We start from the raw sequence: 20,128 nt of genomic DNA, 5'->3' as shown, positions 1-20,128 counted from the left end.
ATACTAACCCTTTCGGTGTGCGGAGAGCAGGGAGCGAGGCCCTGCCCGATGTTCGGTAGGTTGGCGACCATGGCCAGCGAGCACTACTTCTCCCCCCAGCCCGGCAGCGCGGCCAAGCCCCGGACGATCGAGGTCGTCCTCGCGGGCCGGGAGCTGACCCTGACCACGGCTGCCGGCGTCTTCAGCCCCGGCCGCGTCGACCCGGGCACCTCGGTCCTGCTGGGGGGCACGCCGACGCCGCCGAGGGCGGGCCATCTGTTGGACGTCGGGTGCGGGTGGGGCCCCATCACACTGAGCCTCGCGTTGTCGTCACCCGACGCGACGGTCTGGGCCGTCGACGTGAACGAGAGAGTGCTCGACCTCGTGCGCGAGAACGCGCGGTCGGTCGGCCTCGAGAACGTCAACGCCGTGACCCCCGACGGTGTTCCCGACGATCTGCGCTTCGCGACGATCTGGTCGAACCCGCCGATCCGGGTCGGCAAGGCCGAGCTGCACTCCCTGCTCGAACGGTGGCTCCCCCGCCTCGACGCGGGGTCGGACGCGTGGCTGGTCGTGCAGAAGAACCTGGGGGCCGACTCCCTGCAGCGCTGGATGAACGAGACCATGACCGGCGTCGTGGACGTGACCCGCGCCTCCACCAGCAAGGGATACCGGATACTGCGCGCCGAGCGACTCACCGACGCCGACTGATCGGACTTCTCGCCGAGGTCTGGACGCCGCCCCCGGCGCGGCTCAGAGCTCGAGCGCGCCGGTGAAGACCAGTTCGGCCGGCCCACTGAGCGAGACGTGCTCACCATCGGCGTGATGACTCACCGACACGCCCACGACGCCGCCGGGGACCTCGACCAACCAGGCCTCGGGTGCCGAGGCTCCTGCCCAGTACCGCGTCGCCAGGGCGGCCGCTGCCGCACCGGTGCCGCACGACAGGGTCTCGCCGCTGCCCCGCTCGTGGACACGCATGCGGATGCGACCCAGCCCGTCGACCACGAGCGGGTCCGCCGGGACCACGAACTCGACGTTCGCCCCGTCGGCCGGGGCCGGGTCGACGATCGGCACGTAGGTCAGGTCGAGACCGTCCAGTTCGTCGTCGCCGGCGAGTGCCACCACCACGTGGGGGTTGCCCACCGAGATCGGCAGGCCGGGACGCGCCGCGTGCAGCTCGCGCGCCCGCACGACCGGATCGTCGTCGCCGAGCCTCCACGGCCCCAGGTCGACGCGGAAGCCCGTGCCGTCACGACGCACCTCACGCGCGCCGGCCCGTGTGCCGACGACGAGCACGTCGTCCTCGCCCAGCTGCACCAGCCCCCGCTCGAGGAGGTAGCGCGCGAAGACACGGATGCCGTTGCCGCACATCTCGGCCGGGCTGCCGTCGGCGTTGTGGTAGTCCATGAACCACTCGGCGCGGGGCTCGGTCTCGAGCAGGCCCGCCTCGGTGGACAACGCCGCCGTGCGGACCGCACGGATGACCCCGTCCCCGCCCACCCCGAACCTCCGGTCCGCCAGGGCCCGGATCATGGCAGGGCTCAGGTCGGTGCCCGCATCGGGATCGGTGAACAAGACGAAGTCGTTGCCCGTGCCGTGCCCCTTGGTGAACTGCAGCGTGGTGGTCACCCCAGGATTCTAGCCACGGCCCGGTCGACCGCCTGGGCGTCGCCCGAGCGGGACCACTCGACGTCGTCGTACCGGCGGAACCAGCTCGCCTGGCGGCGGGCGTAGCGACGGGTGAGGGCTGCCGTGGCATCGATGGCGTCCCCCTCGCCGAGCTCACCCCGGATCTGGGCGACGGCCTGCGCGTAACCGATCGCCCGGCTCGCCGTGACCCCTCGCTCGAGCCCGAGGGGAAGCAGACCCCGCACCTCGTCGACGAGGCCGTCTCGCCACATCTGGTCGACGCGTCGGTCGAGACGTTCGACGAGCACGGGGCGCTCCTCGGCCACGCCGAAGACGATCGACGGCCGCCACGGTGACGACTTCTCGGGCAGCGTTCCCGAGAGGGGACGGCCGGTGAGGTCCCCGACCTCGAGCGCCCGGACGAGACGTCGGGCGTTGGAGGGCCCGATCGACGTGGCGGACGCCGGATCGCGCTCTCTCAACAAGTCGTACAGCGCCCCTGGCCCCTGCTCGTGGGCGATCGCCTCGTAGCGACTCCGGATCGCAGGGTCGGTGCCGGGGAACCGGAAGTCGAACAACACGCTCGAGACGTAGAGCCCGGACCCACCGACGAGGACCGGCACCGCCCCGCGCGCGACGATGCCGTCGATGAGGTCCCTGGCTTCGCGTTGATACCATTCGACGCTCGCCTCGTCGGTGACGTCGAGGACGTCGAGGAGATGATGCGCGAAGCCTCGCCGTTCGGCGACCGGCAGTTTGGCCGTGCCGACGTCCATGCCCCGGTAGAGCTGCATGGCGTCCGCGTTGACGATCTCGACCGCCTCGCCCCGGGCGGACAGTGCCTCGGCGAGGTCCAGCGAGAAGGCGGACTTCCCCGTGCCGGTCGCCCCGACGATCGCGACCAGCACGTCAGCGGAGGTCGTCGGTCGTGCTGTAGATCGGCGTCGTCGCCACCCGCAGCGTGGGCAGACCGAGGCTCACCCTCGCCGGCCGAGCCGAGGAGGGGCGGGTCGCGTCACCCCCGGACGGCACCCCGCACGAGGCGGCCTGCGCGGCGTCCCAGGCATCGCCCGCCCGCGTGCGACGGACCTCGTAGAGGGATTCGGGACCCTCGACCGCATCGGCGAGCAGGTAGAACGGCGCGGCGTCGGTGATCCTCACGCTGACGACGTCGCCGGGTCGTGGAACGGCAGCACCCGTCGGCACCTCGAAGTGGACGAGACGGCTGTCTTCGGCGCGACCCGAGAGACGGTGGGTGGAGGCGTCCTTCCGCCCCTCGCCGGTGGCCACGAGGACCTCGACGGGACGCCCGACCTGGCGACGGTTCTCTTCGGCCGAGATGCGGTCCTGAACCGCCGTCAACCGCTCGAACCGTTCTTGGACGACGGCCTTCGGGATCTGGTCGGCCATCTCGCCCGCGGGCGTCCCGGGGCGCACCGAGTACTGGAACGTGAACGCCGAGGCGAACCGGGATCGTTCGACGACCCGGAGGGTCTCGGCGAAGTCGTCCTCGGTCTCGCCGGGGAACCCGACGATGATGTCGGTGCTGATCGCGGCGTCGGGCATGGCCGCGCGCACACGATCGATGATGCCGAGGAACTTCTCGCTGCGGTAGCTGCGTCGCATGGCCCGCAACACCCGGTCGGACCCCGATTGCAGGGGCATGTGCAACTGGGGCATCACAGCGGGCGTCTCGGCCATGGCGGCGATGACGTCGTCGGTGAAGGACGCCGGGTGCGGGCTGGTGAAGCGCACCCGCTCGAGCCCGGGGATCGCGCCGACGGCCCGCAGCAACTTGCCGAAGGCGAGTCGATCGCCGAACTCGACACCGTACGAGTTCACGTTCTGCCCGAGCAGCGTCACCTCGACGGCCCCGTCGTCGACGAGCGCCCCGACCTCGGCGAGGATGTCGCCGGGGCGGCGGTCCTTCTCCTTGCCTCGGAGCGAAGGGACGATGCAGAAGGTGCAGGTGTTGTTGCAGCCGACCGAGATCGAGACCCAGCCGCTGTACGTGGACTCGCGCTTGGTCGGCAAGGTCGAAGGGAAGACGTCGAGCGCTTCGAGGATCTCGAGCTGGGCCTCGTCGTTGTGCCGCGCGCGTTCGAGCAGCGTGGGCAGGGCACCCATGTTGTGCGTACCGAAGACGACGTCGACCCACGGCGCCCTGTCGAGGATGACGTCCTTGTCTTTCTGGGCCAGGCACCCGCCGACGGCGATCTGCATGCCTTCGTGCTTCTTCTTCAGGCCGGCGAGGGTCCCCAGGGTCCCGTAGAGCTTCTTGTCGGCGTTCTCGCGTACTGCGCAGGTGTTGATGACGACGATGTCGGCCTCGGCTCCGTCGGCGGCCACGTAGCCGGCCGCCTCGAGTGAACCACTCAACCGCTCCGAATCGTGCACGTTCATCTGGCACCCGAAGGTACGGACCTCGTACGTGCGGGCCGGGCCGTCGACGGGCGAGGGGATGCTGGTGGTGGCGACCGTCGTCATGGTGACTCAGTGTAGATCGCCGCCACCCCCGAGCCGATCACTCGAAGCGGACGCCGCCACGACCGCTGCCACCCCGAGGCAGGGCCTTCTCGATGGCACGACGCACGACCTCGGACCGGTACCCGCGGCGCATCAGGTACCCGTTGAGACGACGCTCCGCCGTCTCGCGGTCGAGCCCGCGCAACGAACCGGCCCGTTTGCGAGCCCATTCGTCGGCACGTTCTTGCTCTTCGTCGTCGTCCGTGTCGGACAGCGCCTCGTCGATGATCGACGGATCGATTCCACGGGCGCGGAGTTCGGACGTGACGGCCCCGCGGCCCAGCCCCTTGCGCTCTTGCTTCGACCGGACCAGGGTCGCGGCCAGTTCGCTGTCGTCGAGCAGGCCCACCCGCTCGAGCCGAGCGATCTCGTCGGCGACGACCGATTCATCGAGGTCACGCGAGAGAAGCAGCTTCTCCATCTCGTGAGAGGACACACCACGGCGCGAGAGGGCGTGCAGGCTGACGTTCTCCGCCCGTCGCTTCTGCGCTTCGAGGTCCTCCGGCCCGTCATCGGGCTGATCGTCGAACCCGGTGGCCTTGGGCCGACCGGCCGCGCCCGCCCGAGAACCTCGCGCGGACGGGTGGTCGGCCTCCGAGGCCAGCGGGGACGCGTCGCCGACCCAGTGGGCGCTGATGGCCGTCAGGCCGGCTTCGAAATCGTGGGACGGAGCGTCCGAAGCCGCTGGAGCGACCCTCTCGCCGGACGTCGACGATCCGGTTGCAACACCGAAGAGGGGCGTGACCGGCGCGAGCCGCCCGCTGTCGACGCCGTCGACAGCGGGACCCGCCCCCGTGGCGTCGTCGTCGCGCGTGGTCATGCGCCCTTGCGAGCGGCGATCTTGGCCTCGATCGACTCGACGGGCGCTTCGACGGGCTTGGCACCACCGACTCCGAGCTTGGCGAGGATCTTCTGCTCGATCTCTTGAGCGATGGCGGCGTTCTTGATGAGGAAGTTGCGCGAGTTCTCTTTACCCTGACCGAGCTGGTCGCCTTCGTACGTGTACCAGGCACCCGACTTGCGGACGATGCCGTGCTCGACACCGAAGTCGATGAGGCTGCCCTCGCGCGAGATGCCTACACCGTAGAGGATGTCGAACTCGGCCTGCTTGAAGGGCGGAGCCATCTTGTTCTTGACGACCTTGACGCGGGTGCGGTTGCCGACCGCGTCGGTACCGTCCTTCAACGTCTCGATGCGGCGGATGTCGAGACGTACGGACGCGTAGAACTTGAGCGCCTTTCCGCCGGCCGTCGTCTCGGGGCTGCCGAAGAAGACACCGATCTTCTCGCGCAGCTGGTTGATGAAGATCATCGTGGTGCCGGTCTGGCTGAGCCCACCGGTCAACTTGCGCAATGCCTGTGACATGAGTCGAGCCTGCAGACCGACGTGCGAGTCGCCCATCTCACCCTCGATCTCGGCACGCGGCACGAGCGCGGCGACCGAGTCGATGACGACGAGGTCGATCGACCCCGAACGGACGAGCATGTCGGCGATCTCGAGAGCCTGCTCACCCGTGTCGGGCTGCGAGACCAGCAGCGCGTCGATGTCGACGCCGAGCTTCTTGGCGTACTCGGGGTCGAGAGCGTGCTCGGCGTCGATGAACGCAGCGATGCCGCCGTTGCGTTGGGCATTCGCGATGGCGTGCAGGGTCAGGGTCGTCTTACCGGACGACTCGGGACCGTAGATCTCGACGATGCGGCCACGAGGGATGCCACCGATGCCGAGAGCGACGTCGAGGGCGATCGAGCCGGTGGGGATCACCGCCACGGGAGCACGCTCGTCGCTGCCGAGGCGCATGACGGCGCCCTTGCCGAACTGGCGGTCGATCTGGGCGAGAGCCGTCTCGAGTGCTTTCTCGCGGTTTTCAACTGAGGGCATGTCGTTCTCCTTCGTGGTGGTCGTCCGTGCGCCTGTAGGCTGTCGCGTCGACGCCGACCGGTAGTGCAAGGTCGTCGTCGCTACGACAAGGCTGGTGTCGCCGGCATGTGCCGGTGACGCGGGACGTCGATGCGAGAAACGCTACGGGCCACCTCCGACATCGCAGTGGCGGTGGGGGCCCGACGTACAGAACTCGCTCGTCCACGTCCTTGTGGAGGACGCTACCACCCGTCCGAACAGGTGTTCGACCCATCGGCCTCGGCGTGTCGAACACACGCCCGACCGGACTGCGCCTCAGTCCGTCGGTTCGGGCAACCCCACACCGTGGCGACGGCCCATGGGGACGCCCTCGGCGTCGCAGAGGGCGAGCCACACGTCGCGGGGTGACTCGCCCTGCGCGATCGCCTGGTCGGCGGTCCTGTCACCGAGCGACTGGATCACGAGATCCCGGGTGACCACCCGACCGTAGGCTTCTCCGAACTCGTCCTCGACGGCCCGGGCGAACTCGCTCTTGCGCATCAGACGAGGGTACCCCGGACGACGAACGCCCCCGGCGGGAGCCGGGGGCGTTCGTGGCGACGAAGGACGGTCAGCGGACCGCGAGGTCGGAGTCGAACTCGGCGACGAGGTCGTCCGGAAGCGTGTCGGGGATCCGGTTCAGCCCCTCGATGACGGCCATGCGGTCACCGACCTCGCGCATGATGACCGAGATGGGCGTCTCGAGGGCGTCCGCGACGGACGCGAGGATCTCGGAACTCGCTTCTTTCTGACCCCGCTCGACCTCGCTGAGGTAACCGAGGGCGACGCTGGCCTTGCTCGCGACCTGACGGAGCGTGCGACCCTTCTGCAGACGGAAGTCGCGAAGGACGTCGCCGATTTCTTGACGTACCAGGACCATGGGACCCTCCTTCGGGGACGACCCATCTGCCGGGATGGTTGCAGATGGGGGACGGCGGGTGGTGCTCGGACCGACTGACCACGACTGTAGCCATCGGGGACTGTGCACCTGTTGTGAACTCGAGAGATGTAACGAGACCGAAACGCCGGCTATTCCCTCGTCTCGACCAGCCATCGATCGAGTGCTGCGAGGGATTCGGAGACGGTGGCGTTTCGGATGGCCTGCCGGTCGCCCGCGAGCGAGAGCTCGGCGACGCGGACGTCACCGGGCACCGCCAGACCGACGAAGACCGTTCCGGGTGCGTGACCGCCCTGGGGGTCGGGACCGGCGACGCCGGTGGTCGCGAGACCGATGTCGGCCGGGTGACCGCCTGCGGCCAACCGATCCCGAACCCCGACGGCCATGGACGCGGCGACGTCGGGATGCACGGGTCCGTGTCGCGCGAGCAGTCCTGGATCGACTCCGAGGAGCGTGTGCTTGAGCTCTGTCTGGTAAGCGACCACCCCGCCCAGGACGACGGCCGAGGCTCCGGGCACGGACACGAGTTCGGCGACCAGGGCACCGCCGGTGAGGGACTCGGCTACGGCGACCGTCAGCCCCCTGCTCGTCAACTCGGCCACGAGGTCGGCAGCCACGGTCATGCGGCGGTCCGTCCGTGCTTCATCGCCACGCGCAGGTAGTCCGCCCCGGAGACGAGGGTGGCGACCGTGGCCGCCGTCATGAGCACGCCGTTGACCCAGTGCATGCCTTCTCCGACGACGTTCCAGAGGGGGAAGAGCGCCAGCGTCACCGCGACGGCTTGCAGCACGGTCTTGACCTTGCCGCCGCGGGAGGCCGGGATCACCCGGTCCCGCAGGACGGCGAAGCGGTAGACGGTGATGCCGACCTCGCGGACGAGGATGAGGGCGGTGACCCACCACGGCAGCTCACCGAGGATGGTGAGCGAGACGAGTGCGCCACCGATCAACACCTTGTCGGCGATCGGATCGACGATCTTGCCGAAGTCGGTCACGAGGTCGAGGCCACGGGCCAGCATGCCGTCGAGGCTGTCGGTGAGGATCGCGACGACGAACAGGGCAGCGGCCCAGACGCGGAGTGAGCCGTCGGCCCCGTCGTCGATCAGCAACCAGGCGATGAACAGCGGCGCCATGAGTATGCGCACGACGGTGATCACGTTCGCGATGTTGCCGGTGCTGGCGGGCCCGGGCCCTCTCGAGGCCACCCGCCCTCGGAACGAGAAGGCCGAGCGTGGTGCCGTCGGGCGGGAGGCGTCGTCGTGGCTCATGGTCTACTCCCTGCCGGTCAGGTGCCAGGCGTCTTCGCTGCCGGCGTCGTCGTCCTCGGTGTACCCACGGGTCATGGCCTCGACCGGATCGCCGTCGTAGTCACCGGCGTCGGCGCGCGCGGCGGAAGAGGACCCCGAGGAGGCGCGGCCGGCGCCGGCGTCGGAGGCCGCGTCGCCCCCGCGCAGCTTCGCGAGCACACCGGGGAGCTGCTCGGTGGTGACGAGCACGTCGCGAGCCTTCGACCCTTCGGACGGACCGACGATGTCTCGCGACTCCATGAGGTCCATCAAGCGGCCGGCCTTGGCGAACCCGACGCGCAGCTTGCGCTGGAGCATCGACGTCGAACCGAACTGCGTGCTGACCACGAGCTCGGCAGCCGCGAGGAGCAACTCGAGGTCGTCGCCGATGTCACCGTCGATCTCGCGCTTCTCGACCACCGCGGCGACGTCGGGGCGGTAGTCGGGTCGCGCCTGGCGGGTGACGTGGGCCACGACCTGGGCGATCTCGTTCTCTTGCACCCAGGCGCCCTGGACGCGCATGGCCTTGGAAGCACCCATGGGGAGGAACAGCCCGTCGCCCTGACCGATGAGCTTGTCGGCCCCGGGCTGGTCGAGGATCACCCGCGAGTCGGTGACGCTCGAGACGGCGAACGCGAAGCGCGAGGGGACGTTCGCCTTGATGAGTCCGGTCACGACGTCGACCGAGGGGCGTTGCGTCGCGAGAACGAGGTGGATTCCGGACGCACGGGCCAGCTGGGTGATGCGGACGATGCTGTCCTCGACGTCGCGCGGAGCCACCATCATGAGGTCGGCCAACTCGTCGACGACCACGAGGAGGTAGGGGTACGGCTTGAGCTTGCGCTGACTGCCGACGGGGAGGACGATCTCGCCACCGACGACGGCACGGTTGAAGTCGTCGATGTGCCGGAAGCCGAAGCTGGCGAGGTCGTCGTACCTCATGTCCATCTCTTTGACGACCCATTGCAAGGCCTCGGCGGCCTTCTTGGGGTTCGTGATGATGGGCGTGATCAGGTGCGGCACACCGGCGTAGATCGAGAGCTCGACCCGCTTGGGGTCGATCAGCACCATGCGGACGTCGGTCGGCTTGGCGCGCATCAACAACGAGGTGATCATCGAGTTGATGAAGCTGGACTTGCCCGACCCGGTGGCGCCGGCCACGAGCAGGTGCGGCATCTTGGCCAGGTTGGCCACGACGTAGCCGCCCTCGACGTCCTTGCCGACGCCGATCGTGAGCGGGTGGACGCTCTTGCTCGCCGTTGAGGACCGCAGGACGTCGCCGAGGGCGACGATCTCTTTGTCGGTGTTGGGGATCTCGACGCCGATCGCACTCTTGCCGGGGATCGGCGACAGGATGCGGACCTCGTTGGAGGCCACCGCGTAGGCGAGGTTCTTGGTCAGGGCGGTGACCCGCTCGACCTTGACGCCGGGACCGAGTTCGATCTCGTACCGCGTGACGGTCGGACCGCGCTTGAGGCCGGTCACCTTGGCGTCGACGTTGAACTGGTCGAGCACCTGGCTGATGGCGGCCACGATCGCGTCGTTCGCCTCGCTGCGGGCCTTCGCGGGCTCGCCGACCGACAGGCTCGAGGCGGCGGGGAGGCGATACGGGGCGCTCTCGGCACCGTCGTCGACCTCGTCGAGAGAGGGCGGTGCCGCCTCGTCGGGGTCGACCGCCAGGAAGTCGGCCGCTGCGTCGCTCTCGCCGACGGGCTCGGCCGGGACGACCGGGACGACCGGGAGCACCGTGGTCGACGCGGTGGGCTGAACGGACGGGACGTCGAACCCCTGGGCACGGACGGCGTCCTCTGCCCGATCGAGGTCGCCGAGGAGGTCGGCGGAGAAGACGTCGGTCGGAGCCGTCGTCGGCGCGGCGGAGCCTGCCGCACCCGCCGCGGCGGCGCTGCCCGCGTCGTCCACGCTCGGCTCGAAGACGGGCTTCTTCCGTCGACGTCGTCCTGACGGCTCGGTGGCGGACGACTCGTCCGCCTTCACGAGTGGGGTGTCGTATGCGGGGTCGTCCTCGCGCTGGTCCTTGTTCCGCCGCCACCAGGGCAACGACTCGGACTCTGCCAGGTCGACGAGGTCGGGATCGGCGTCGGCCCCGTCCGCAGCCGAGGTCGTCTCGCCGAAGAGGTAGGAGTAGAGCTCGCCCAGACGGCGGTGGATGCGGTTCGGCGGCGTCTTGGTGATGATGAGCAGCGAGAACGCCAGGAGGATCACGACGAGAGGGACCGCGACCCACTCGGTGGCGAGAGCGACGAGCCAGGACGCCACGACCCAACCCAGCACGCCGCCACCGGTGGCGAGGGCCCGGAGCCCGGCCGCGGCCTCGGGTTGCCCTCCGAAGATGTGGCACAGAGCGCTGATCGAGACGATGGACAGGCCCAGTCCGATGCCGATGCGGGTGTTGTCGTGGACGGACGCCGGGTGCCGGAAGAGCCAGCCCGCGAAAAGGATCATGATGACCGGCAGGGCGTAGGCCACCCGCCCCACGAGCCCGCCGAAGGTGTAGGCGTCGAAGCCGACTGCGAGGGGGCTGGTCGGGTTGAGCCACTCGACGACAGCCCCGGCGATCGCGAGCAGCACGAGCAGGAACGGCACGCCGTCTCGCCGCTCGTCTTTCGCCAGGGACTCCTTGCCCAGGAGCCGGAACGCGCCCCCGGTCAGGTGCGCGAGCCCCATCCACGCCGTCACCAACGGCCCTGGACCGTCCGGGACCGGGTCGGGCTGACGGGACGCGGGCAGCTTCTTGGTCGCCTTCGTGACGCCGGAGGTCTGCGACGCTCGCGACGACGAGCGAGCGCGCGCGGTCGACTTGGTGGGCGTGGCCATGGGCTCCAAGGTACCTCTCGGCACCGACAGCGGCCGGAGGTGCTCCGGTGTGTGTCAGTAGCGGATGGCGTCGATCACCTTGACGCGGATCGCCACGAGAGCAGGCAGGAGACCGGCCACCGCTCCGATCGCCGTGGCCGACGCCAGACCGATCAGGGCCGCCTCGACCGGGAACGGCGGGAGATCGCTGACGGCGCCCTGCGCGATGAAGCCCTGGACCGTCGGGTTCTCGACGACCAGGACGGCCACCATCACGCCGACGGCTCCCGCGACGACCGTGCCGACGACGCTCTCGAGCATGACCGAGAAGAAGACCCGAGGAGCCGTGGCCCCGAAGGACCGGCGCACGCCGATCTCGCGGATGCGCTGACGGACGGTCACGAGCGCGATGTTGACGAGGCCGAGACCGCCCAGCAACAACACGAGCACACCGACCCCGGTGATGATCAGCTTGATGGGACCGAAGGGGTCGGCGTCGCCGCCTGCGGCGTAGTCCTGTCGCGACACGTCGACCTGCACGTCGTCGCCGAGGCTGGCCCCCATGTCGGACGCCACCTGAGCGCTCAGGGCATCGCTGGTCTCGGGCGGCAGCCACATCTCGTACTGCGGGGTCTCGGCGCCGTAGCTCGCCAGGGCGAGGTCGTGGTCGGTGATCGGCAGAAGGTACATCTGCGGACCGTCGTACTCGGTCGCGGCCGAGACTCCGGTGACGACGAGCGTCGCCGAATCCGCCCCTCGGACCAGCAGGGTCGGATGCGACGACAACGGTGGGGAGCCGAGCTGCCGCCAGAGCACCTCGTTGACGATGACGGGCGGCGCGAGACGTGACGCGTCCCCGTCGGTGAACCACGCCCCCTCCGTCATGACGACCCGGTGCATCTCGCCGTAGGGGACGTCGACCGTGACGGCCCCGACCTCGGTCACCCCGTCGGGCAGCTGGACGGCTCGATTGCCGTACACGACGCGGCTGGTCTGCTCGATGCCGTAGCGTGCCGTCGTCGTGGCGAAGGCGTCCGCGATCGCCTCGGTGCTCGGCGACGTGGCGCCGTTGGAATAGGCGTTGACGTAGTAGTTCGCGGGACGGCCACCGAACCGCTCCGCGTTCTCGCGGGAGGACTGCTCGGCGAGCCCGCCGAGGGCGACCACGCCGGTCAGGGCCGCGACGGCGACTGCGACCCCGATCAGGCTGAGCAGCACGCGGAGCTTGTTGACGCGCAGTTCGGCCCAGGCCTCGGCGAAAGCCCCCACCACGTCGGCCACCACACGCCTCACGCGTCGACCTCGTCCCGCAGGGACGACGTCGACGCGGGAGACGACGACGTCGGCGTCGGTGTTCCGAGAGCTCCGTCGACCGACGCCGAGAGGACACCGGTGTCGAGCTGGTAGTGCCTCGAGGCCCGGGCGGCGACGGCGAGGTCGTGGGTGATGGTGACCAGGGCGGCCTCGTTCTCGGTCGCGATGCCGTCGAGCAGCGTCATCACCCCGGCGCCCGTCTCGACGTCGAGGGCACCGGTGGGTTCGTCGGCGAGGATGACGCGCGGCCGTCGCACGAGCGACCGGGCGATCGCCACGCGCTGTTGTTCGCCACCCGACAGGCGATGGGGCATGGAGTCGGCCCGGTGACCGAGACCCACGCGCTCGAGCATCTCGCCCGCGATGGACCGGCGACGCCAGAACTCGGAACCCGACGAGTAGAGCAGGGGGGTCATGACGTTCTCGAGGGCCGAGCGCCCCTGGAGCAGGTTGAACTGCTGGAAGATGAACCCGACCTGGGCACCCCTCAGCCGGTCGCGCCGTCCGCGCCGGATCGAGCGTACGTCGACGTCGTCGAACCAGTGCGTCCCCGTGGTGGGCTCGTCGATGAGCCCGAGGATGTTGAGCAGCGTGGACTTGCCCGACCCCGAACGACCCACGATGCTCACGTGCTCGCCGGCGTCGACCTCGAGGTCGACGCCGGTCAGGATGTCCAGCGTCCGGTCGTCGGAGAGGGGCACCGTCTTGGTGACCGCCTCGAGCCTGATCAGCGCCATCAGCCGCAGAGGTCCGCGCCCGTGGCCGGGTCGACGCAGTCGCCCTGTGGTGCGGCGGCGGCACCCGGGACGAACTCGAGCACCTGGTCGCCCTCGGCGAGGCCACCCGTGACCTCGACGATCGTGCCGTCGTTGATGCCGAGCGTGATGTCGCGCTCCTCGGTGGAACCGTCCGCTCCGACGACCGAGACGACGCCCTTGCCCGCCGCGCCCTCCACGGCCGTGAGGGGCACGGTCAGGACGTCGGTGGCGACACCGGCAGGGATGGTCAGCCTGGCGGCGAGTCCGCTGAACACGGTGACGTCGCCCGGCACGACGCAGGAGACGCTCTGGCCCGACGAGTCCCCCGTCGGCGCCCCGGCGTCCCCGCCGTCGTCCGGCCCGGCGGACGACGAGGTGCTCCCCCCGACGGTGAGCGCCGTGCACGGGAACGGTGCCGGTCCCCCGGTGATCGCGACGGAACCCTCGGTCGGGCGGCTGACGAGACGGTACAGCTGGTCCGCGGCGAGCGACCCCGTCACGTGGAAGGTGGGAGGCGCGACCTGCGCGACCGCGTCACCCACGACGACCGTCTGGTCCTTGATCACCGCGACGGCCGAGATCGTCCCGGCCACGGGTGCCGTGATGACGGCCGTCTTGACGATCGGCTTGCGCTCGGTCACGGTGCCGTCGGCGGCCACCAGGGGCTCCTGCGGCGTCTCGGACCGGAGCGTCGCGAGTCGGTCCCCCGCCGCGACCGCCTGTCCCTTGGCGACGTCGACGCCGGTGACCGTGCCCGCCAGCGTCGCGGGCACGGGAGCCGCGGGGTCGGCGACGACGCTCGCGTCCACCACCACGTCGTTCGTGATGGTGCCGACGGCCACGGCGACCTGTGGTTCGACGAGCTCGCCGGTCGGCACGGCGACGGTGTCGTCGCCGACGGCCGGCGCCGCGAAGAACGCGAGCTTGACGAGTGCCGCCGCGATGGCGATGAAGATCAGGATGCGCAGGATCGGGAAGACCCAGACTTTGGCGATGCGCACGGCTACCCCCGGTCGATGTACTGACGTGTCAGACGTCACCGTATCGACGCGCCGGGTGTCGCCGCCTCACCCCCGAGGATGACTGCGGGCCCGCGATGCCCTCCTCGAGGACCATCAGAGTGCCGGCCTCGCGCCCGGGGTACGACGACGGCCCACGGGGTCTCCCGTGGGCCGTCGTCGTGTGCCTGCGCGTCAGGCGCTGATGACCACCGGCACGATCATCGGACGACGACGGTGCTGCGTGTTCACCCAGCGACCGACCGTGCGCCGCACGACCTGGCTGAAGGCATGCGTGTCGCGCGTGCCGTTCTCCGCCGCCTCGGTGAGGGCCGCGATGATCTTGGGCTTGACGTCGTCGAAGACCCGCTCGTCTTCTGCGAAGCCACGCGACTGGATCTCGGGTCCGACCACGACACGGCCCGTGGACGCGTCCATCGCGATGAAGACCGAGATGAAGCCCTCTTCGCTCAGGATGCGGCGGTCCTTGAGATCGGCGTCGGTGATCTCGCCGACGGTCGAGCCGTCGACGTAGACGTAACCGATGTCGAGCTGGCCGACGACCTCGGCGACTCCGTCGCGCAGGTCGACGACGATGCCGTCCTCGCCGAGGATGGTGTTCTTCTGCGGCACGCCGGTCCGGACCGCCAACGCCGCGTTCGCGTACAGGTGCCGGTGCTCGCCGTGGACGGGCATGACGTTCTTCGGCCGCAGGATGTTGTAGCAGTACAACAGCTCGCCGGCGGAGGCGTGCCCCGAGACGTGGACCTTGGCGTTGCCCTTGTGGACGACCTTGGCCCCGAGTTTGGTGAGGCCGTCGATGACGCGGTAGACCGCGTTCTCGTTGCCGGGGATCAGGCTCGACGCGAGGATGATCGTGTCGTCCGCGCCGATCTCGATCTGGTGCTCGAGGTTCGCCATGCGGGCGAGGACGGCCATCGGCTCGCCCTGTGACCCGGTGCTCATGTAGACGATGCGGTCGTCGGGAAGGTCTTTGGCCTTCTTGGCGTCGATCAGGACGCCGTCCGGCACCTTGAGGTACCCCAGGTCGGCCGCGATGCCCATGTTGCGGACCATCGAGCGGCCCATGAAGGCCACGCGGCGACCGTTGGCGTGAGCCGCGTCGAGCACCTGCTGGACGCGGTGCACGTGGCTGGAGAAGCTCGCGACGACCACGCGACGCGGAGCCCGGCGGATCACGTCGTCGAGCACGGGCCCGATGTCCCGCTCGAGCGCGGTGAACCCGGGCACGTCGGCGTTCGTCGAGTCGGGCAGGAAGAGGTCCACGCCCTCTTCACCGAGGCGGGCGAACGCCCGGAGGTCGGTGATGCGGTCGTCGAGCGGCAGTTGGTCCATCTTGAAGTCGCCGGTGTGCAGCACGGTGCCGGCCGACGTGCGGATGGCGACGGCGAGAGCGTCCGGGATCGAGTGGTTGACCGCGATGAACTCGAGGTCGTACGGCCCGAGCGACTCGCGCCCACCCTCTTTGACGGCCAGGGTGTAAGGCGTGATGCGGTGCTCTTTGAGCTTCGCCTCGATCAGCGCGAGCGTCAGCTGCGAACCGATCAGCGGGATGTCCTTGCGGAGACGCAGGAGGTAGGGCACGGCGCCGATGTGGTCCTCGTGGCCGTGCGTCAGCACGACGGCGAGGATGTCGTCGAGGCGATCACGGATGGGCGAGAAGTCGGGCAGGATCAGGTCGACGCCGGGCTGGTGCTCTTCGGGGAAGAGCACTCCGCAGTCGACGATGAGCAGCTTGCCGTCGATCTCGTAGACCGTCATGTTGCGGCCGATCTCGCCGAGCCCGCCGACCGGGATCACGCGGAGCGTGCCCTTGGCGAGTTCTCGGGGGGCGTGGATTGTCGTGGGCATCTGTTCCTTCGGTTGGCGTGGGGCTCGTGCCCCTCTGTGCGGGAGGTCTGCGGCCGACGTCGTCGTCGGCGGGGATCAGGAGGTCAGCGCGTGGTGCCGTGCACCTTGGGCAGCGCACCGCCGGCCGCCGCGTTGCGGTCGGGCCGGAAGCGGCTGAGGTCGAGGCCGGGGATCGAGCCCACGTGCGACAGCTCGTCCTCGATCAGGGCGGCCTCGCTGTCTTCCGGGCCGACCAGGGGGAGGCGCACGCGGGGGCTCGAGATGCGCCCGAGGCCGTGCAGGATGTACTTCGCCGCGACGGTGCCCGGCACGTGCGTCATGACGGCGCGGACGAGCGGCTCGAGCATCTGGTGGGCCTCGGTCGCGGTGTGCAGGTCGCCGGCGTTCACGGCGTCGACGATGGTGCGGTACGGCGCCGCGGCGATGTTCGCGGTGACGCCGATGAGGCCCGACGCGCCGATGGCGAGGTGGGGCAGCACGTTGGCGTCGTCGCCCGAGAAGTAGAGGAGGTCGGTCTGGTTGAGGACGCGACTGACTTCGGCGAAGTCGCCCTTGGCGTCCTTCACGGCGACGATGTTCGGGTGCTTGGCGGCCCGGAGCAGGGTCTCGTACTTGATCGGGATGCCGGTGCGGCCCGGGATGTCGTACAGGATGACCGGCAGGTCGGTCGCGTCGGCGATCATGCGGAAGTGCGTGAGCACACCGGCCTGCGTGGGTTTGTTGTAGTAAGGCGTGACGATCATGACGCCGTCGGCGCCGGCCTTCTCGCTGGCCTTGTAGAGCTGGATGGCGTGCGCCGTCTCGTTCGACCCGCCACCCGTGATGATCTTGGCCCGGCCTGCGGCGACCGACTTGCCCACCTCGACGAGTCGGAGCTTCTCGGGGTCGGTCAGCGTGCTGGTCTCGCCCGTCGTGCCCGTGACGACGATGCCGTCGGCCCCGGCGCTGATGCAGTCGTCGATGTGCTTCTCGACAGCAGGCCAATCGACCTCGCCGTCAGCGGTGAACGGCGTCACGAGGGCGACGAGGACCTGACCGAAGGGGTTGCTGATGTTCGACACGCCCTCCAGCGTACTGGCTCGCGTCGGGCCCGACCTCCTCGTGAGGCGTCGGACGCCCCGGTCAGGAGGCGCCGGTCGCGTCGGCGAGGACGGCCGTCAGGGGGCGACGCGCCCGTTCGCCCCGAACGCCGCGTAGGTGAGGGGCATGAGCTCGGCCCAGAGGTCTTCCATCTTCTCGGCGCACATCTCGATCTCGCGCTGCGGGAACGACGGGAAGTGGGTGCCCTCGCGCTTCGTCCGGAGGCTCAGGAAGTTCATCAGGGACCGTGCGTTCACGGTCACGTACATCGACGAGTAGATGTTCAACGGCAACACGATCCGCGCGACCTCGCGGGCGATGCCGGCGTCCAGCATGCGCTGGTAGGCCTCGAACGCCTGCACCGACGCGGCGCGGGTGGCCTCGTCGACCAGCGCGGACTGCTCGGGTGTGCCGGGCAGGAAGTCGTAGGCGCCGGGCTTGCCGACCTGCTGCAGGTTGCGCGTGGGAGCGGGGACGTAGAAGACCGGGTTCAGCTCGCGGTAACGACCGCTCTCTTCGTTGTAGCTGGCCATGCGGTGACGCATGAACTCGCGGAAGACGAAGATCGGCGCCTGCACGTAGAAGGTCATCGAGTTGTGCTCGAACGGCGAGCCGTGACGGTCGCGCATCAGGTAGTTGATCAGGCCGGCACCCTTGGTCGCCTGGGCCCCGTCGGCCGACGCCTGCGCGCCGTCGAGTGTGAGCTCGCCCATGGTGGAGACCCGGGCCGCGAACAGCACGTCGGAGTCGTGGGCACTCGAGCGGACCAGCTCGACGGTGACGTCGGAACGGAACTCGGGGGTCTTGTCGGCGGGCACGGCGGGGGTGGCTTCGGTCTCGGGCACGGCGTCGACTCTACCTCGCAGGGCGCTCCCGACGGGAAGCGCCCGCGCCACCGGCGGACGCTCCCCCAGCGGGCCGGAATACGGTGTCCCCATGACCGACGCACTCACCGTCCTGATCTCCGGCGCCAGCGGCATGATCGGCACCGAACTCACCCGCCAGCTGCGCGAGGCAGGCCACCGTCCGCTCTCGCTGGTGCGTCGCGAACCCCGGGCCGACGACGAGTACACCTGGGTGCCCAGCGCCGGCATCGTCGACCACGACCTGATCGCCCGCGCGGACGCCGTCGTGAACCTGGCCGGCGCCTCCTTGGGTCGTCTGCCCTGGACGGCCGGGTACAAGCGCGAGATCCTCGAGTCACGTCTGGCCGCGACGTCGACGCTCGTCGACGGCATGGCGGCGGCGTCCACGGCGCCCTCGACGTTCCTCAGCGGCTCGGCCGTCGGCGTCTACGGCGATCGGCCCGGCGAACGACTCACCGAGTCGAGCGGCCGGGGTGAGGGGTTCCTGAGCGACGTCGTCGTCGCCTGGGAGGCCGCCGCCCGGAAGGCCCCCGAAACCACGCGCGTCGTGATGCTGCGGACCGGCATCGTCATCGGCCCCGGAGGAGGCGCGCTCAAGCCCCTGCTGCCGCTCACCAAGCTGGGGCTCGGCTCGCGACTCGGCACCGGCGACCAGTTCTGGCCCTGGATCAGCCTGCACGACGAGGCCGCCGCGATCGTGCACCTCCTCACGTCGTCCGTCTCGGGACCCGTGAACCTGGTCGGCCCCACGCCGGCGACGAGCGACCTCGTGACGCGCACCCTGGCGGCCGACCTGCACCGTCCCTACCTGCTGGGCGTTCCCGAGGCCGTCATCTCGACCGCCATGCAGGAGGCCGGGCGGGAGATGCTGCTGCCGAGCCAGCAGGTCGTGCCCGAGGTGCTCGAGCGCGACGGCTTCACCTTCAGGCACCGCACGGTCGAGGACGCGCTGACCGCGTTCGTCGACGCGCTCTGAGCACGGGCACGACTCGGGCGGGCGGGTTCAGCCGGCCGTCTCGCGCCGGAGCTTGATGGCCCAGCGCAGGGCCTGACGAGCTCGTCGGCGGTCACCGCAGGCGTCGTAGGCCAGGCCCAGGCGGAACCACGCGCGCCAGTCGTCGGGTGCCGCCTCGACGGCCGTCTTGTAGGCGGGGAACGCCGCGTCGGCCGCCTCGCGCTCGTACCGACCGGAGGTACGCCGTGGCACGTCGTCGACCGGCAATCCGCCCTCGGCCGCGAGTTGCGCGACGATCTGCTGTGTGCGCAGACCGAAGCGCAGTTCGACCACCAAGGCGAACAATCCCAGGAGGGGGAGGACGAGCAGGGCGACGCCGAGCGCGATGGCGACCGGTTCGCCCGTCGACAGGAAGAGGACGGCCCGCTGACCGACCAGCACGACGTAGAGGAGCAGGAGCAGCGCCATCAGGAGCGCGGCCGCACGCCCCTTCACGATTCGAGGGGCAGGACGGCGTCGAGCCCCACGACGACCCCGGTCACGCCCGGGGTGGCCTCGATGGCGACGAGGAGCCCCTTCTCGTACGCGCGCTGCGAGAGCGTGTCGTGCGTGAGAGTGAGGGTCTCGCCGTCACCGCCGAAGACGACCTCCTGCCTCGCGACGACGCCGCGCAGGCGCATGCTGTGCACCGGCACACTCGCCACCTGCTGACCCCTGGCCCGTTGGTCCGCGTGCGGCGCCGACACCGGGCCGAGGTCCCGACGAGCCTCGGCGATGAGTTCCGCCGTGCGCACGGCCGTGCCCGACGGCGAGTCGACCTTGCCCTGATGGTGCGCCTCGACGATCTCGACGGATTCGTAGAAGCGCGCCGCGAGGGTGGCGAACCGCGTCGCGAGCACCGAACCGATCGAGAAGTTCGGCACCACCAGGACGCCGGGGCCGTCCGCGTCGGAGACGACCGTCGAGAGACGGGCCAGGCGTTCGGCGTTGTAGCCCGAGGTTCCGACGAGCACCGGGATGCCCGCGCGGACGACGTGCTCGACGATCCCCGGACTGACGGCAGGGTGCGTGACGTCGACGACGAGGTCGGCCCCGAGGACGTCGTCGAGATCGTCGCGGGACGAGAGACCGGCGTGGAGCTCGAGCCCCGGGGTGCGCTCGACGAGGTCGACGATGAACGAACCGAGGGTGCCGGTGGCTCCCACCACGGCGATGCGCGAAGTCATGCCGTCCAACTTACCGGGGGCACCACGAC

At 69.9% G+C, this 20,128-nt stretch carries 20 protein-coding genes; 2 read left to right on the top strand and 18 right to left on the bottom strand.

Features of this window, described 5'->3' with window-relative positions:
* Window positions 1-69: 69 nt before the first annotated feature.
* Complete coding sequence (locus OVA02_RS07540) at window positions 70-690, top strand: class I SAM-dependent methyltransferase (protein ID WP_123571781.1); 621 nt, start codon at window positions 70-72, stop codon at window positions 688-690.
* A 42-nt stretch (window positions 691-732) separates the two neighbouring features.
* Here OVA02_RS07540 and dapF read toward each other — a convergent pair whose 3' ends face one another.
* The 16 genes from dapF to thyX all read right to left on the bottom strand — a co-directional run bounded on the left by dapF (window position 733) and on the right by thyX (window position 17,897).
* Window positions 733-1,611, bottom strand: coding sequence for a diaminopimelate epimerase (gene dapF / locus OVA02_RS07535; RefSeq protein WP_056048080.1), 879 nt, complete (start codon window positions 1,609-1,611; stop codon window positions 733-735).
* Window positions 1,608-2,519 carry a tRNA (adenosine(37)-N6)-dimethylallyltransferase MiaA gene (gene miaA, locus OVA02_RS07530; protein ID WP_267659548.1) on the bottom strand — a complete coding sequence of 304 codons (912 nt, stop codon included), beginning with the start codon at window positions 2,517-2,519 and terminating at the stop codon, window positions 1,608-1,610. The genes dapF and miaA overlap by 4 nt, the downstream gene beginning before the upstream one ends.
* A gap of 1 nt (window position 2,520) precedes the next feature.
* A complete protein-coding gene (gene miaB, locus OVA02_RS07525) occupies window positions 2,521-4,098 on the bottom strand; it encodes a tRNA (N6-isopentenyl adenosine(37)-C2)-methylthiotransferase MiaB (RefSeq protein WP_267659547.1) in 1,578 nt (525 codons plus the stop codon).
* Between the two features lie 37 nt (window positions 4,099-4,135).
* The gene (locus OVA02_RS07520; RefSeq protein WP_267659546.1) at window positions 4,136-4,957 is read right to left on the bottom strand and encodes a regulatory protein RecX; all 822 of its coding nucleotides are present in this window, start codon (window positions 4,955-4,957) and stop codon (window positions 4,136-4,138) included.
* The gene (gene recA, locus OVA02_RS07515) at window positions 4,954-6,015 is read right to left on the bottom strand and encodes a recombinase RecA (protein WP_056048091.1); all 1,062 of its coding nucleotides are present in this window, start codon (window positions 6,013-6,015) and stop codon (window positions 4,954-4,956) included. The genes OVA02_RS07520 and recA overlap by 4 nt, the downstream gene beginning before the upstream one ends.
* A 294-nt stretch (window positions 6,016-6,309) precedes the next feature.
* The gene (locus OVA02_RS07510) at window positions 6,310-6,534 is read right to left on the bottom strand and encodes a DUF3046 domain-containing protein (protein WP_056048094.1); all 225 of its coding nucleotides are present in this window, start codon (window positions 6,532-6,534) and stop codon (window positions 6,310-6,312) included.
* A gap of 70 nt (window positions 6,535-6,604) precedes the next feature.
* On the bottom strand, window positions 6,605-6,913 hold the full coding sequence (locus tag OVA02_RS07505) for a helix-turn-helix domain-containing protein (RefSeq protein WP_056048097.1): 309 nt from the start codon (window positions 6,911-6,913) through the stop codon (window positions 6,605-6,607).
* 149 nt (window positions 6,914-7,062) lie between these two features.
* On the bottom strand, window positions 7,063-7,554 hold the full coding sequence (locus OVA02_RS07500) for a CinA family protein (RefSeq protein WP_056048098.1): 492 nt from the start codon (window positions 7,552-7,554) through the stop codon (window positions 7,063-7,065).
* Complete coding sequence (gene pgsA / locus OVA02_RS07495) at window positions 7,551-8,198, bottom strand: CDP-diacylglycerol--glycerol-3-phosphate 3-phosphatidyltransferase (protein ID WP_056048101.1); 648 nt, start codon at window positions 8,196-8,198, stop codon at window positions 7,551-7,553. Before pgsA ends, OVA02_RS07500 begins: the two co-directional genes overlap by 4 nt.
* 3 nt (window positions 8,199-8,201) lie before the next feature.
* A complete protein-coding gene (locus tag OVA02_RS07490; protein WP_056048104.1) occupies window positions 8,202-11,051 on the bottom strand; it encodes an FtsK/SpoIIIE family DNA translocase in 2,850 nt (949 codons plus the stop codon).
* Window positions 11,052-11,105: 54 nt separating this feature from the next.
* A complete protein-coding gene (locus OVA02_RS07485; protein ID WP_056048107.1) occupies window positions 11,106-12,323 on the bottom strand; it encodes an ABC transporter permease in 1,218 nt (405 codons plus the stop codon).
* Window positions 12,320-13,081: an ABC transporter ATP-binding protein gene (locus tag OVA02_RS07480; protein ID WP_056048110.1), complete on the bottom strand. Its 762-nt coding sequence runs from the start codon at window positions 13,079-13,081 to the stop codon at window positions 12,320-12,322. The genes OVA02_RS07485 and OVA02_RS07480 overlap by 4 nt, the downstream gene beginning before the upstream one ends.
* A complete protein-coding gene (locus tag OVA02_RS07475) occupies window positions 13,081-14,103 on the bottom strand; it encodes a hypothetical protein (RefSeq protein WP_267659545.1) in 1,023 nt (340 codons plus the stop codon). The genes OVA02_RS07480 and OVA02_RS07475 overlap by 1 nt, the downstream gene beginning before the upstream one ends.
* Window positions 14,104-14,295: 192 nt before the next feature.
* Window positions 14,296-15,972 (bottom strand): ribonuclease J, encoded by a 1,677-nt coding sequence (locus OVA02_RS07470; protein WP_043596674.1) that lies wholly within the window; start codon window positions 15,970-15,972, stop codon window positions 14,296-14,298.
* Between the two features lie 83 nt (window positions 15,973-16,055).
* Window positions 16,056-17,033 (bottom strand): 4-hydroxy-tetrahydrodipicolinate synthase, encoded by a 978-nt coding sequence (gene dapA, locus OVA02_RS07465; protein ID WP_173152341.1) that lies wholly within the window; start codon window positions 17,031-17,033, stop codon window positions 16,056-16,058.
* A gap of 96 nt (window positions 17,034-17,129) precedes the next feature.
* The gene (thyX, locus tag OVA02_RS07460) at window positions 17,130-17,897 is read right to left on the bottom strand and encodes an FAD-dependent thymidylate synthase (protein ID WP_233568516.1); all 768 of its coding nucleotides are present in this window, start codon (window positions 17,895-17,897) and stop codon (window positions 17,130-17,132) included.
* A 91-nt stretch (window positions 17,898-17,988) separates the two neighbouring features.
* On the opposite strand from thyX, the gene OVA02_RS07455 reads away from it, so the two are divergent.
* Window positions 17,989-18,894, top strand: a complete 906-nt coding sequence (locus OVA02_RS07455) for a TIGR01777 family oxidoreductase (RefSeq protein WP_056048119.1) — start codon at window positions 17,989-17,991, stop codon at window positions 18,892-18,894.
* A 27-nt stretch (window positions 18,895-18,921) separates the two neighbouring features.
* Here the strand turns inward: OVA02_RS07455 and OVA02_RS07450 are convergent, their stop codons facing one another.
* Window positions 18,922-19,341 carry a tetratricopeptide repeat protein gene (locus OVA02_RS07450; protein ID WP_056049054.1) on the bottom strand — a complete coding sequence of 140 codons (420 nt, stop codon included), beginning with the start codon at window positions 19,339-19,341 and terminating at the stop codon, window positions 18,922-18,924.
* A 23-nt stretch (window positions 19,342-19,364) separates the two neighbouring features.
* The gene (gene dapB / locus OVA02_RS07445) at window positions 19,365-20,099 is read right to left on the bottom strand and encodes a 4-hydroxy-tetrahydrodipicolinate reductase (RefSeq protein WP_056048121.1); all 735 of its coding nucleotides are present in this window, start codon (window positions 20,097-20,099) and stop codon (window positions 19,365-19,367) included.
* Between the last annotated feature and the right edge of the window lie 29 nt (window positions 20,100-20,128).

The organism is Frigoribacterium sp. SL97 (genome assembly GCF_026625765.1).
Lineage (GTDB): Bacteria > Actinomycetota > Actinomycetes > Actinomycetales > Microbacteriaceae > Frigoribacterium.
The sequence above is the reverse complement of the archived record's forward strand: the minus strand, read 5'-3'. Positions and strand labels throughout refer to the sequence as shown.